This window comes from Leisingera aquaemixtae, from assembly GCF_001458395.1.
GTDB classification, from domain to species: Bacteria; Pseudomonadota; Alphaproteobacteria; order Rhodobacterales; family Rhodobacteraceae; genus Leisingera; species Leisingera aquaemixtae.
The window spans coordinates 137,058-149,949 of record NZ_CYSR01000031.1 but is presented as its reverse complement, the minus strand read 5'-3'; the positions used below and the strand labels follow the sequence as shown (position 1 = coordinate 149,949).

The 12,892-nt window shown below is 65.0% G+C and carries 12 protein-coding genes; 7 read left to right on the top strand and 5 right to left on the bottom strand.

Annotated features, from left to right (window positions below; translation table 11 throughout):
* Positions 1 to 27: 27 nt before the first annotated feature.
* The 3 genes from PHA8399_RS17630 to PHA8399_RS17620 all read right to left on the bottom strand — a co-directional run bounded on the left by PHA8399_RS17630 (position 28) and on the right by PHA8399_RS17620 (position 3,776).
* Positions 28 to 2,058 (bottom strand): acetate--CoA ligase family protein, encoded by a 2,031-nt coding sequence (locus tag PHA8399_RS17630; protein WP_058287426.1) that lies wholly within the window; start codon positions 2,056 to 2,058, stop codon positions 28 to 30.
* 242 nt (positions 2,059 to 2,300) lie between these two features.
* Entirely contained in the window at positions 2,301 to 2,609 is a 309-nt protein-coding gene (locus tag PHA8399_RS17625) for an Rdx family protein (RefSeq protein WP_058287425.1), read from the bottom strand.
* Between the two features lie 3 nt (positions 2,610 to 2,612).
* The gene (locus PHA8399_RS17620) at positions 2,613 to 3,776 is read right to left on the bottom strand and encodes an acyl-CoA dehydrogenase family protein (protein ID WP_058287424.1); all 1,164 of its coding nucleotides are present in this window, start codon (positions 3,774 to 3,776) and stop codon (positions 2,613 to 2,615) included.
* A gap of 79 nt (positions 3,777 to 3,855) precedes the next feature.
* Here PHA8399_RS17620 and PHA8399_RS17615 point away from each other — a divergent pair, with 79 nt between their 5' ends.
* Positions 3,856 to 4,815 carry a GlxA family transcriptional regulator gene (locus PHA8399_RS17615; RefSeq protein WP_058287423.1) on the top strand — a complete coding sequence of 320 codons (960 nt, stop codon included), beginning with the start codon at positions 3,856 to 3,858 and terminating at the stop codon, positions 4,813 to 4,815.
* Positions 4,816 to 4,836: 21 nt separating this feature from the next.
* On the opposite strand, the gene PHA8399_RS17610 is transcribed toward PHA8399_RS17615, so the two are convergent.
* Together PHA8399_RS17610 and PHA8399_RS17605 are read right to left on the bottom strand one after the other, a co-directional pair.
* On the bottom strand, positions 4,837 to 6,027 hold the full coding sequence (locus tag PHA8399_RS17610) for a hypothetical protein (protein WP_208856337.1): 1,191 nt from the start codon (positions 6,025 to 6,027) through the stop codon (positions 4,837 to 4,839).
* A gap of 83 nt (positions 6,028 to 6,110) precedes the next feature.
* On the bottom strand, positions 6,111 to 6,533 hold the full coding sequence (locus PHA8399_RS17605) for a VOC family protein (RefSeq protein WP_058287422.1): 423 nt from the start codon (positions 6,531 to 6,533) through the stop codon (positions 6,111 to 6,113).
* A gap of 165 nt (positions 6,534 to 6,698) precedes the next feature.
* Between PHA8399_RS17605 and ade the strand changes: the two genes are divergently transcribed.
* From ade to PHA8399_RS17575, 6 genes are all read left to right on the top strand, one after another.
* The gene (ade, locus tag PHA8399_RS17600) at positions 6,699 to 8,501 is read left to right on the top strand and encodes an adenine deaminase (protein ID WP_058287421.1); all 1,803 of its coding nucleotides are present in this window, start codon (positions 6,699 to 6,701) and stop codon (positions 8,499 to 8,501) included.
* Complete coding sequence (locus tag PHA8399_RS17595; RefSeq protein WP_058287420.1) at positions 8,498 to 9,964, top strand: AMP nucleosidase; 1,467 nt, start codon at positions 8,498 to 8,500, stop codon at positions 9,962 to 9,964. Before ade ends, PHA8399_RS17595 begins: the two co-directional genes overlap by 4 nt.
* 140 nt (positions 9,965 to 10,104) lie before the next feature.
* Complete coding sequence (locus PHA8399_RS17590) at positions 10,105 to 10,392, top strand: HU family DNA-binding protein (protein ID WP_008553440.1); 288 nt, start codon at positions 10,105 to 10,107, stop codon at positions 10,390 to 10,392.
* 164 nt (positions 10,393 to 10,556) lie between these two features.
* Positions 10,557 to 11,180 carry a LysE family translocator gene (locus tag PHA8399_RS17585; protein WP_058287419.1) on the top strand — a complete coding sequence of 208 codons (624 nt, stop codon included), beginning with the start codon at positions 10,557 to 10,559 and terminating at the stop codon, positions 11,178 to 11,180.
* A 71-nt stretch (positions 11,181 to 11,251) separates the two neighbouring features.
* On the top strand, positions 11,252 to 12,157 hold the full coding sequence (locus tag PHA8399_RS17580) for a DMT family transporter (RefSeq protein ID WP_058287418.1): 906 nt from the start codon (positions 11,252 to 11,254) through the stop codon (positions 12,155 to 12,157).
* Positions 12,158 to 12,266: 109 nt separating this feature from the next.
* Positions 12,267 to 12,830 (top strand): DUF4202 domain-containing protein, encoded by a 564-nt coding sequence (locus tag PHA8399_RS17575; protein WP_058287417.1) that lies wholly within the window; start codon positions 12,267 to 12,269, stop codon positions 12,828 to 12,830.
* Positions 12,831 to 12,892: the final 62 nt, after the last annotated feature.

Sequence of the window (12,892 nt, the reverse complement as noted above, 5' to 3'; positions counted from 1 at the left end):
ATGCCGTTCTGTTTTAGGGCCAAAGCCCTAGTATTTCCGCCGCATCAGCGCGTCTGCAGCCACCGCATCCGCCGGCGTGCACAAAAGCGGGTTGATCTCGATCTCCTCCAGCCCCAGCGCGTTTTCCATGACATAGGCTTCGACGGCGCGGACGGCACGCAGGATTGCCTCGCGGTCTGCTGCCGGGGCGCCGCGGTAGCCATCCAGCAGTTTTGCGATGCGCAGCGACTGGAGCGCCGCTTCGATGTCCGCATCGGAAGCGGGCAGAAGGAAGGACGCGCTGTCCTCCATCAGCTCGGTCAAAGTGCCGCCCGCCGCCAGCGTCATGACAAAGCCATGCGCCGGGTCCTTGACCACGCCGATCAGCAGCTCGGCCACCGCGCCGGTGACCATTTCCTCGACCAGAAAGCGCGACGCGGGCATGCTGAAGGCAGCATCGCTCACTTCCTGGCCGGAGTTCAGGTTCAGCACCACAGCCCCCGCTTCGGTCTTGTGCGCGACGCCTTCGCCCTTCAGCACCACGGGGAAGCCGACATCCACCGCCACTGCGCGGGCATTGGTGGCAGAGGCCGCCCGTTTGGACCGCGGAACACGCAACCCGTAGCTTGCCAGTTGCCACTTGGCATCGGCTTCGGGCACCAGATCCGGCTCTACAGCCGGCGTCGGCAGCAGCAGCGGCACAGGTGTTTCCGGCAGCGGCAGGCTGGCGGCCTCACAGGCGGCAATCGCTTCGCTCAGGCCGCAGAAAGGCACTACGCCTGCTTCCATCAGCCGGGCCGCCACGGCCTCCGGCAGCAGTTCCGGCAGAGTGGCGACGAGGCCGACATTGGCCCCGGTCCGCTCGCGCGAACCGATGGCGGCCTGAATGGTGCACTCCCAGTCCGATGCATCGCAGCGGTCCTCGCGCGGGAAGTCGACGATCAGCATGGTCATCGCCAGCTGCGGATCCATCATCGCAGAAAACGCTTTGGTCATCGCCTCGCTGTCGCGCCAGATATAGGTGTGGTAGTCGAGCGGGTTCGCCAGCGCCACCATCGGGCCAAGCGCGTCGCGCAGGTCGGTTTTCTGCCGCTCGTTCAGCGGCGGAAACACGACGTTGCGCGTGTGGCCGGTGTCTGCCGCCAGGCTGGCCTCCCCGCCAGAGCAGCTGATTGTCGCGATGCGGTTCGACGGCAGCCGCCCCGTCACATGCAGCAGCTTCAAAGTCTCCAGGAAAGATGGCAGATTCTCCAGACGCGGGATGCCGAGGCGCGAGAGCAAAGCCCCGGCCCCCGCGTCACCGCCCGCAAGCGAGGCGGTATGGGACACCGTTGCAGCCTGGGCTTCAGCCGATTTGCCAACCTTCAGTGCGACAATCGGCTTACCCAGCTCGCGGGCGCGGGCAGCCAGTGCCTCAAACGCGCGCAGGTCGCCAAAGCCCTCGATATGCAGGCCCAGCGCGGTGACGCGGTCGTCTTCCAGCAGCGCCTCGCCAATGGCGGCAATGCCCGACTGCGCCTGGTTGCCAGCGGTGACCACATAGGCCAGCGGCAGCCCGCGCTTCTGCATGGTAAGGTTGATGGCGATGTTGGAGCTTTGGGTGACCAGCGCCACACCTTTCTCCGCCCGCTGCCCGCCATGCTGGTCCGGCCATAACAACGCACCGTCCAGATAGTTGATGAAGCCATAGCAATTGGGACCGAGAAACGGCATCTCCCCCGCCGCTTCCAGAAGCAGCGCCTGCAGGTTCGCGCCTTCAGCGTCCTCGGCCGCGGCCTCCAGAAAGCCGGAAGCAAAGCACACCGCCCCGCCGGCGCCGCGGGCGGACAGCGCCCGCACCACTTCGATTGCGGCAAAGCGGTTCACCCCGATGAAGGCCGCGTCCGGCGCCTCCGGCAGGCTGTCCGCGTCCTTGAACGCAGGCAGGCCCGCGACGTCTTCGGCCTTGGGATGGACCGGCCAGATGGCGCCGCCGAACCCCATCTTCCGGCACTGCTCAATCACCAGGCGGCACCATGCGCCGCCGCCGATCACAGCTATGGATTTGGGACGGAAAAGGCGGGAAAGGTCGCGTGTCATTCTGGAACGGATCCGCTGGTTGAGAGTTCGGAAGCCTCCGGCGGGGATATTTTCAGCCAGAAGAAGCACAGGGTTTTATTAACCAGAATCGGCAACGCTGGTTGCGCGGTACAGGCGGGGACGCCGATGACCGCGCCAGGAGAAGGCCCCCGGTTGCGGCGCTGCCCTCCGGGGGCTGGATCTGGTTTCATTCTTCTTCTGGCCTTCAAATATCCTCGCCGAAGGCGAAAAACTGCCGGGTTTCAAGGTGCAGGCCGGTCGAGATGGCCCAGATCCCGGTCCGGGTCAATCCGGTCGCGCACGCGGGTCTTCAACTCTTTCGCATCCGGAAAGCCGCCGTCCCGCTTGCGGTCCCAGACCAGTTCCTTGTCAACATGGATCTCAAAGATTCCGCCCGTGTCTCCGGGGACCAGTGTCACCCCGCCCAAGGTGCCCTGGAAGGTCTGCAGCAGCTCCTGCGCCATCCAGCCGGCCCGCAGCAGCCAGTTGCAGCCGGTGCAGTAGGTAATGGTAACGGCAGGTTTCTCTGGGGGTTTCCCGGACCCGGTCATGGATCAGCCTCCGACGGCGCGCAGCATCTCGCGGCTGATGATGTGCCGCTGGATTTCACTGGTGCCTTCCCAGATACGCTCCACCCGCGCGTCGCGCCAGATGCGTTCCAGCGGCAACTCATCCATCAAGCCCATGCCGCCGTGGATCTGGATCGCCTCATCGGCGACAAAGGCCAGCATCTCGGTTGCCTTCAGCTTGGCCATCGACATGTCGGCCTCAGTCACAGTGCCCTGATCGAACTTCCAGCCAGCTTCCCACGTCAAGAGGTTCGCCGCCTTCAGCTCCAGTGCCATGTCGGCCAGCTTGAAGGAAATGCCCTGGAACTTGCCGATCTGCTGGCCGAACTGCTTGCGCTCGGCGGCGTATTCCACCGAGTGCTGCAGAGCCCGTTCCGCGCGACCCAGGCAGGTGGCGGCCACTTGCAGGCGGGTGGCGCCCAGCCAGGTGTTGGCAACCTCGAACCCTTTGTCCGCCTCACCCAGAATGGCAGAGGACGGCAGGCGGCAATCGTCAAACTCCAGCACCGAGTTTGTATAGCCGCGGTGGCTGACGTTGCCGTAGCCGTCGCGCACCTCAAATCCCGGCGTGCCCTTGTCGACGAAGAAGGCGGTGATCTTCTTCTTCGGCCCGCGCGGCGTGTCCTCCACCCCGGTGGCCATGAAGCAGATGGCGAAATCGGCAATGTCCGCGTGGCTGATGAAATGCTTGGTGCCGTTCAGGATCCAGTCATCGCCATCCTTGCGCGCAGTCGCCTTCATGCCGCGCAGGTCGGAACCTGCATCCGGCTCTGTCATCGCGAGGCAATCCCATTTCTCTCCCTTCATGCAGGGGAACAGGTATTTCTCCTTCTGTTCCCCGGTGCCCGCCAGCAGGATATTCGACGGGCGCGCAACGCCGGTCCAGTGCAGCGCGTAATTGGCGCGGCCCAGTTCCTTTTCGTACATCAGCCAGGTCAGGGTATCGAGGCCGGCACCGCCCACCTCCTCGGGCATGTTGGCCGCATAGAGCCCGGCTTCCATCGCCTTCTTCTGCACATCGCGGATCACATCCATGTCCAAATGGCCAGTGCGCTCGATCTCCGCCTCATGCGGATAGAGCTCCTTTTCCACAAAGGCGCGGGTGGTTTCGACGATCATCGATTGTTCTTCGGTCATCCCGAACTGCATGGTGCTCTTCCTTGGCAAATCTGTTGCGGATCAGAGTACGCCGCTTGCGCGCGCCTATCGTGCAGAGATAGAAATAATCATGCGGAATTGGACTAAAGATACTGCTGCGTTGCAGCAAATTGATGTGCTGCTGTTTGACGCCTTCTCCGCCCATTGCCTGGCCAACACGGTGGAGCCGCTGCGGGCGGCCAACACCTTTGCCGGGCGGCAGGCCTATGCTTGGCGGTTCCTGACTCTGGGCGGCGCACCGGCGGTGTCCTCGTCCGGCATGGAGGTGCGGGCGCATGGGCAGCTAGGCGACTGCAGCGGCGATTTGCTGATCGCGATGCCGTCTTATGACTTCCTGCGCCATGCCACCGTGGCCACCGCCCGGGCGCTTAAGTCCGCCGCGCGCCGCTACAAGCGACTGGCGGGGTTTGACACCGGCGCCTGGCTGCTGGCAGGCGCCGGGCTGCTGGACGGGCGGCGGGCCACAATCCATTGGGAGGAGCTGGGCCGCTTCACCGAGGCTTTCCCTGAGGTTCAGGCCGAGCGCACCCGCCAGGTTTGGGATGGCAACCGCATCACCTGCACCGGCGCGCTTGCCGCCTTTGACACCATGATGGAGCTGATTGGCGAGCAGCACGGGGCCGCGCTGCGGCTCGAGGTGGCCGCGCTATTCATGGCGCCTGAGGCAACCGAGACCCAGGACCCGATCCTGGTGCGCGGCAAGTCCGTGGCCCGCGCGGTTGCGGTGATGCAGGCTAACTTGGAAGCGCCCTTGCCGATTGCTGCCGTGGCCAGGAAAGCAGGCCGCAGCCAGAAGGATCTGGAGGCCCGGATGAAGGCCGAACTGGGGGCAACGCCGCAGGCCGTCTACCGTCGGCTGCGGTTGATACAGGCCAGAAAGCTCGTGTTAGAGACTGTTTTGAGCGTATCGGAGATTGCCCTGCGCTGCGGCTATGACGACCCGAGCGCCCTCACGCGGGCGTTCAAGGCGGAGTTTGGTGTCACTCCGCGGACCTTGCGCGGTGGTGGGCAAATTGCCCACCCTACGTAGGGTGGGCGATTCCGCCCACCGTTAGCCCTGTTTGGCGGCCATCCACAAATTCAGCCGCCACAGCCCCCAGGCCAGCGGGATCGCGGCCAGACCGCCGATCACATAGGCCAGCGGCTCATCCGCGAAGGATTCGAAGATCTGCGTATAGGCATGGATCGCGGCAAAGGTCAGCGCCGCGTTGAACAGCCCGCGCTGATGCCGCTGCGCCGCCCAGAAGATAACCGCCGCCAGCACCACCGCCCACAGCACCGAATAGACGTTCTCGGAAATGAACAGCGCGCTGTCGCGGAAGGCATCGCGGGCGGTAGAAAAGGCGTCCCAGTCCTCGTAGCCATCGCTGAAGCGGCCCGGGCCCCAGACGGTTTCGCCCACGACATCCCCCCACAGCGAACCGACCAGTGCGCAGAGGTTTGCAACCACAAACCCCAGGATCGCCAGGATGCGCAGATGCCGGGCGTCGCGCTCAGCCAACCGGGACGCGCCCCAGACACAGAGCACGATCATCAGCACCATCTGCAGGATCGTCAGCGTCGATTCCGGCGAATAGAACACATAGGCCGCATGGAAATAGCCGGTGCCGGTCTCCAGCATCTGGGCAAAGGGCGCAATCGCCAGTGCGGTGACAAAGCGCACATCCACCTGCCAGCCTGCCAGGGCCAGCGCCGCCGCATAATACAGCAGCGCCAGGTTCCGCAGCGGCGAGCCGATGCCGTATTGCTGCAGCAGCAGCTCGATCGCCGCCAGATGCATGGCCAGCCCCATCAGCAGGATCGCGCCCAGCACAAACCCCGTGGACCAGGCCCCGTGCCGCCAGCGCCAGGTGCAGATCAGCGCCACCAGCGCGCCGGCGGGCAGCATTACCCAGCCGGCGATGTCCTCGTATTTGTCCACCAGCTCGATCCCGGCACCGCCCATCAGCATCCCCGCGCCGATCAGGGTGGCGGAATTGCCGAACATCCGCAGCATCTCGCCGCCGCGCGCCAGCACCGCCAGCCCGCCACCCAGCATCAGGATGCCGGTCACCGCCACCGCCAGCGGGTCCGCCAGCCAGAAGATGAACCCGGCAGTGGCCGCGATGATCCCGAAACACAGGATCGCATTCACCGCCAGCGCCACCATCACCTCGCGCGAGCGCGCCTCGATGGTGCGGGCCTGATCCGGGGTCAGCACCCCCTCCTCGACCAGGACGGTTGTATCGGCAATGGCGTGCATCAGCGGTCCCTCGCGGCATCCAAACGGTTCCGGCCAGCATGGACCGGCCATCGCCGCAGCGAAAGGGGAGGAATTCCCGCCGCTTACCCCTTGGGCCGGCTCGGCACCCAGGCATAGCCGTTATTACAAAGGATATAGGCCTCGCGCAGGCCGTGCGGCTTGTCCGCGGGCGCCTGCAGGATGGTGACCCCCGCTGCCTCCGCCCGAACCACGGCCTCATCCGGGTCGGTATCATACAGGCGGATCTCGATCCCGGCGCCGCGCGGCGGGTTTTCCGGCAGCAGCCCCAGCAGAGGATTTTCCGCATAGGTCCCGTCTCTGTGCAGCTGAAAGACCTGTCCGCCATAGGTAACGATGGCAAAATCCTGCGTCACCTGATGGCCCTTCATGCCCAAAACAGTCTCTAAAAAGGCAACTTCTGCCGGAACATCCCGCACCAGCAGATTGATCCCGATCCCGCGCAGGGACCGTCCGAAGCTGTCTCCATCCACCGTTTGGTAGTCCATGCCAGGCCCTCTCCAAGAACAGCAGTACCATCCTGCAAGCGATCGTTCTGCCGCGGCAATGCCAAATGCGTCAGTCTTCGGTGCCTTTCCACCGCCCGCATGAAGCTTTGATGGCAATGCAAGCAATCCGCTTGCCTTCCCGCCTGCAATCGGAACAATTGGATTATGTCAGATAACATTTTCCCAAGCTGGCCCGACACCGCCCCGCAATTGATCGAAGTCGCCGCAGGCCGCGCGCCGGCCGACACAGTGATCCGCAAGGGCATCTGGGTCAACGTCCACACCCGCGAGCAGCTGCCGGACCATGATATTGCGATCAAGGCGGGCCGTATCGCCTATGTCGGGCCGGATGCCTCCTATTGCACCGGGCCAAAGACGCAGATCATCGAGGCCAACGGCCGCTACATGATCCCCGGCCTGTGCGATGCCCACATGCATATTGAAAGCGGCATGCTGACCCCTGCGGAATTTGCCCGCGCGGTGATCCCGCATGGCACCACCTCGATGTTCACCGACCCGCATGAGATTGCCAATGTGCTGGGTCTGGACGGCGTGCGCTATATGCATGACGAGGCGCTGATGCAGCCGGTCAACATCTTCACCCAGATGCCCAGCTGCGCGCCCTCCGCACCGGGGCTGGAGACCACAGGTTACGAAATCTCCGCCGAGGATGTGGAAGAGGCGATGAACTGGCCCGGACTCATCGGTCTGGGCGAGATGATGAACTTCCCCGGCGTCGCCAATGCCGACCCCAAGATGCTGGCCGAAATCGCCGCCACTCAGCGCGCGGGCAAGACGGTTGGCGGCCACTATGCCTCCCCCGACCTCGGCCCGGATTTTGCGGCCTATGTGGCGGGCGGCCCGGCGGATGACCATGAAGGCACCTGCGAGGCCGACGCCATCGCCCGGGTGCGCCAGGGGATGCGGTCGATGATGCGGCTGGGGTCTGCCTGGTACGACGTCGAAAGCCAGATCACCGCCGTCACCGAGAAGGGCCTCGATCCGCGCAACTTCATCCTCTGCACCGACGACTGCCATTCGGGCACGCTGGTCAATGACGGCCACATGAACCGGGTGGTGCGCCACGCGATAGCCTGCGGCTGCGACCCGGTTGTCGCCCTGCAAATGGCCACCATCAACACAGCCACCCATTTCGGGCTGGAGCGGGAGATCGGCTCCATCACCCCCGGGCGGCGCGCCGATGTGATCCTGACCTCAAGCCTCACCGAACTGCCCATCGAAGTGGTGATCGCCCGCGGGCAAATCGTGGCGGAATCAGGCTCTATCAAGGTGGATTGCCCGCATTACGACTGGCCCGCCAGCGCCCGCGGCACTGTGCATCTGGGCCATGAGCTGACCGCAAAGGACTTCGAACTCACCGCGCCTGCGGGCGCCAATTCGGTCACCGCCAATGTGATCGGCGTGGTCGAAAACCAAGCCCCGACCAAGGCACTGCAGGCCGAGCTGCCAGTGGTGGACGGGTTGGTCGAGGGCACCGATGAAGTCTGCCAGATCGCTCTGGTCGAGCGCCACCGCGCCACCGGCGGCGTCACCAACGCCTTTGTCTCCGGCTTCGGCTACAGCGGCAAGATGGCGATGGCTTCCACCGTGGCGCATGACAGCCATCACATGATCGTGGTCGGCACCGACCGCGCCCAGATGGCGCTGGCGGCCAACCGGCTTGCCGAAGCGGGCGGCGGCATTACCCTTTATAAAGAAGGTGAGGAGCTTGCTCTGATTGAGCTTCCGATCGCAGGCCTGATGTCCGACAGCCCCGCAACCGATGTCGCCGCCAAGGCGCAGAAAATGGTCGAGGCAATGCAGGCCTGCGGCTGCAGCCTGAACAACGCCTATATGCAGCATTCGCTGCTGGCGCTGGTGGTGATCCCGGAACTCCGGATCTCCGACCTGGGCCTTGTCGACGTCCGCACTTTCCAGAAAATTCCGGTGATCGAGCCTGTGCAATGATAACAACAAAACACCCCGGCCATCCGCCGGACGAAAGCTTTAACGACGCCACCGAGGCCGTGGACCGGCTGGAGCTGCTGTACCGGCAGGCCACCGGCTTCATCTGCGAGGAATTCTCCCGGGCGATGGCCGACGGCGCGCCGGACAACCAGCGCATCCGCGCCTTTTATCCTGAGATCCGCTTTTCCACCCTGACCTTCGCCCAGGTGGACAGCCGCCTCAGCTTCGGCCATGTCTCTGCACCCGGCACCTATGCCACCACGGTGACGCGGCCGGACCTGTTCCGCAATTACCTGATCCAGCAGATCGGCCTCCTGATCCGCAACCACGGCCAGCCGGTGACCATCGGCGTGTCGGCCACCCCGATCCCGGTGCATTTTGCGGTCGCCTCGCGCCCGGATCTGACGGTGCCCCAGGACGGCGCCGCCGGTTTCACCCTGCGCGACGTCTTTGATGTGCCGGACCTGTCGACCACCAACGACGACATCGTCAACGGCACCCACCAGCCGGCCAACGGCACCGGCCCGCTGTCGCTGTTCACCGCCCAGCGCGTCGACTACTCGCTGGCCCGGCTGACCCATTACACCGCCACCAGCACCGAGCATTTCCAGAACCACGTGCTGTTCACCAACTACCAGTTCTACGTGGCCGAATTCGAAGCCTATGCCCGCGCCCAGCTGGCGGACCCCAATTCCGGCTACACCAGCTTTGTCAGCACCGGCGATCACCAGATCACCGATCCATCGGCAAAGATCCCGGACATCGCCAAGCTGCCGCAGATGCCCACCTACCACCTCAAGCGGGACGACGGGAACGGCATCACCCTGGTCAACATCGGCGTCGGTCCCTCCAACGCCAAGACTGCCACCGACCATATCGCGGTGCTGCGCCCGCACGCCTGGCTGATGGTCGGCCACTGCGCCGGCCTCAGGAACACCCAAGCCCTGGGGGATTTCGTGCTGGCGCATGGCTACCTGCGCGAGGACCATGTACTGGACGACGACCTGCCGATCTGGACGCCGATCCCGGCGCTGGCGGAAATCCAGGTCGCGCTCGAGGAAGCGGTGGCGGAGATCACCGAATACGAAGGCTTCGACCTCAAGCGGATCATGCGCACCGGCACCGTCGCCACCATCGACAACCGCAACTGGGAGCTGCGCGACCAGTCCGGCCCGGTGCAGCGGCTAAGCCAGTCCCGCGCCATCGCGCTGGACATGGAAAGCGCCACCATCGCCGCCAACGGCTACCGCTTCCGGGTGCCCTACGGCACGCTGCTCTGCGTTTCTGACAAACCGCTGCACGGCGAGCTGAAGCTGCCGGGCATGGCGTCGGACTTTTACCGGACCCAGGTTGCACGCCATCTGCAAATCGGCATAAGAGCAATGGAGCGTTTACGCGGCATGCCTTTGGAGCGGCTGCACAGCCGGAAATTGCGTTCGTTCGACGAAACCGCCTTCCTTTAAGGCTGATTTTCGCTGTTTTCCGGCAAAAAATGCCTGTTTTCCCTTATACGGAGCACACAAGAAGTTGTGTTACCATACAACATAACGATAATGTCTCGCGATGAGGCCCCACAGTTCGGGCAGCTTTAAGGAGACGAAGAATGTCCAAACCGATGACCAAAACCCAGCTTGTTGCCGCACTGGCCGAGGAAATGGGCAGTGACAAGAAAACTGCAGGTTCTGCGCTGGAAGCGGTCTGCTCGCTGATCACCCGCGAAGTGTCGGGCGGCGGTGCCGTGACTCTGCCGGGCGTCGGCAAAATCTACTGCCGCGAGCGCCCCGAGCGCGAAGTGCGCAACCCGGCAACTGGTGAGAAATTCACCAAGGAAGCCGACAAGGTGGTCAAGATGACCATCGCCAAAGCGCTGAAAGACAGCGTCAACGGCTGATCCCGGACATCATCCGGACGGTTTCAGGGCTGCCCCCGCGGGCGGCCCTTTTCTTTTGCCTGGCGGGCCGTGCCGGCCGACGGTTCGTCCGCCGCCGCAGCGTTGCCGCTTGCCAGAACCGCCCGGCAAACGCATCCTTTGGGTGGCGGCCAAGGGAGGGCATCATGGAAAACGTCAATCTGGTGATGATCCTGGCAGCCGCCTTCCTGGGCGCCGCCAGCCCTGGCCCGGCGACGCTGACCATTGCCGGCACCTCGATGCAGCATGGCCGCAAACCCGGTCTGGCGCTGGCCGCGGGGGTCTGCACCGGTTCGCTGATCTGGTCGGTCTCCGCCGCGTTCGGGCTGGGCGCGGTGATGCTGGCCAACGCCTGGATGTTCGAGGCGGTCCGCTATGCCGGCGCCGGATACCTGATGTACCTTGCCATCCGCTCCGCCCGGTCGGCCCTGCGCCCCGGTGCGCCAGTGCTGCGCGCCGCCGCCGCGCCAACCCTGCGGAGCGCCTATGGCAAAGGTCTGGCGCTGCATCTGACCAACCCCAAGGCGGTGCTGTTCTTCGGCGCGCTGTACGCCATCGGCCTGCCTCCCGGTACCCCTGTATCGGCGCTGCTGCTGGTGATGGCCGCCATCGCGGTGCAAAGCAACTTGATCTTCCACGGCTACGCGCTGCTGTTCTCCAGCCAGGCGGCCAGCCGCGCCTACGTCCGACTGCGCCGGGCATTTGAGGCCGCCTTTGCCGCTGCCTTCGGCGCCGCCAGCTGGCAGATTCTGGCGGCCCGGCTCAGCTGACACCGGTCCCGCCCGGCTTGATCTCTGCCCGCATATTCCGGAAGGTCCGCCGCGGGAGAAAGGAATTCACGATGGATGCGCGCGCTATTGCCATGGGGCTGGCCTTTGCCCTGATGTGGTCCTCCGCCTTCACCTCGGCCAGGATCATCGTCCAGGACGCCTCGCCATTGTTTTCCCTGGCGGTGCGGTTCCTGATCTCCGGGCTGATCGGCGTCGCCATCGCCCGTGCCCTGGGGCAGACCTGGCGGCTGACGCCGGGCCAGTGGCGGGCAACAGTGATCTTCGGCATCTGCCAGAACGCGCTGTACCTCGGCCTGAACTTTATCGCCATGCAATGGATCGAGGCCTCTCTGGCCGCCATCATCGCCTCCACCATGCCGCTTCTGGTGGCGCTGGCAGGCTGGGCGCTGTTCGGCGAACGGCTGCGGCCGCTGGGTTATGCCGGCCTCGCCGCAGGCATCCTGGGTGTTGCCCTGATCATGAGCACGCGGCTCAGCGCCGGTGTCGACCTGCTGGGTGTTGGTCTGTGCGTCATCGGCGTGCTGGCACTGACCGCCGCAACCCTCGCCCTGCGCGGTGCCACCTCCGGCGGAAATTTCATGATGGTGGTCGGTCTGCAGATGCTGATCGGCTCGGCCGTCCTGTTCGTGGCCGCGCCGCTGACAGAGGAGATTTTTGTCACCCCCACCTGGCGCCTGGCCGCTGCCTTCACCTACACCACAATTGTGCCAGGCCTGACCGCCACCTTCATCTGGGTGCTGCTGCTGAACCGCATCGGCGCGGTGCGCGCCGCCACCTTCCACTTCCTGAATCCGGTGTTCGGCGTTGCCGTTGCCAGCGTCCTGCTGGGCGAAAAACTGGGACCGCTGGACGTACTGGGCGTTGCCATCGTCACCGGTGGCATTCTGGCCGTCCAGCTCGCCAGGCAGGCGGACCGGCCCAAGGCGGAGCTCTCCCGCGCAGCAAAGCCGGGCTGACACCCGCCCCTGCCCCTTGGGCCCGGCGCCGCCAACGCGGCGCGGCCCGTTGCGCCTCTCCGCGCTTACCGCTTAATCTGATCTCAAGATCCCAACCGGAGGACGCGGCATGAGCGCGCAACTGACACAGGTGCTGGAGGCGATCGACGCCGCCAACGCCCAGGACCCCACCCTGGAAGACGGCCAGCCCGCCGCGCTGCTTTACGGCCAGCGGATGAGCCAGGAGCAGCAGCGCCTGTTCCCGGACGCCACCGAGGTGCTGCAGATCGCGGCGCGCGGCCAGCATGTGGAACGCTGGAAGCTGGCCCGCGAGGCCTTCCCCGAAGGCCGGGCCGGCTACCTCGCCTGGCGCAAGGCCGAGGCTGTTCATCACGCCGATGTGGTCACCTCCCTGATGCAGAACGCAGGCTATGGCGCCGAAGACACGGAGGCCGCAGCCAAGATGCTGCGCAAGGAGGGGATCAAGCGCGACGCCCAGGTGCAGGCGCTGGAGGACATCATCTGCTTTGTCTTCCTCAAGTGGTATTTTGCCCCATTCGCCGCCAAGCACCCCGCCGACAAGGTGCAGCGCATCGTGGAAAAGACCGCGCGCAAGATGTCGGCAGACGCCCGCGCCCGGGTGCTGCGGGAGTTCGACCTGCCCGGAGACCTCGCCAGTGCCTTCGCTGCCTGACCGAGCATCTGTCCCCGGGCCCGGCCTCCGCAGCACACGGCTTTGCGAGCCGCCTGTAACAG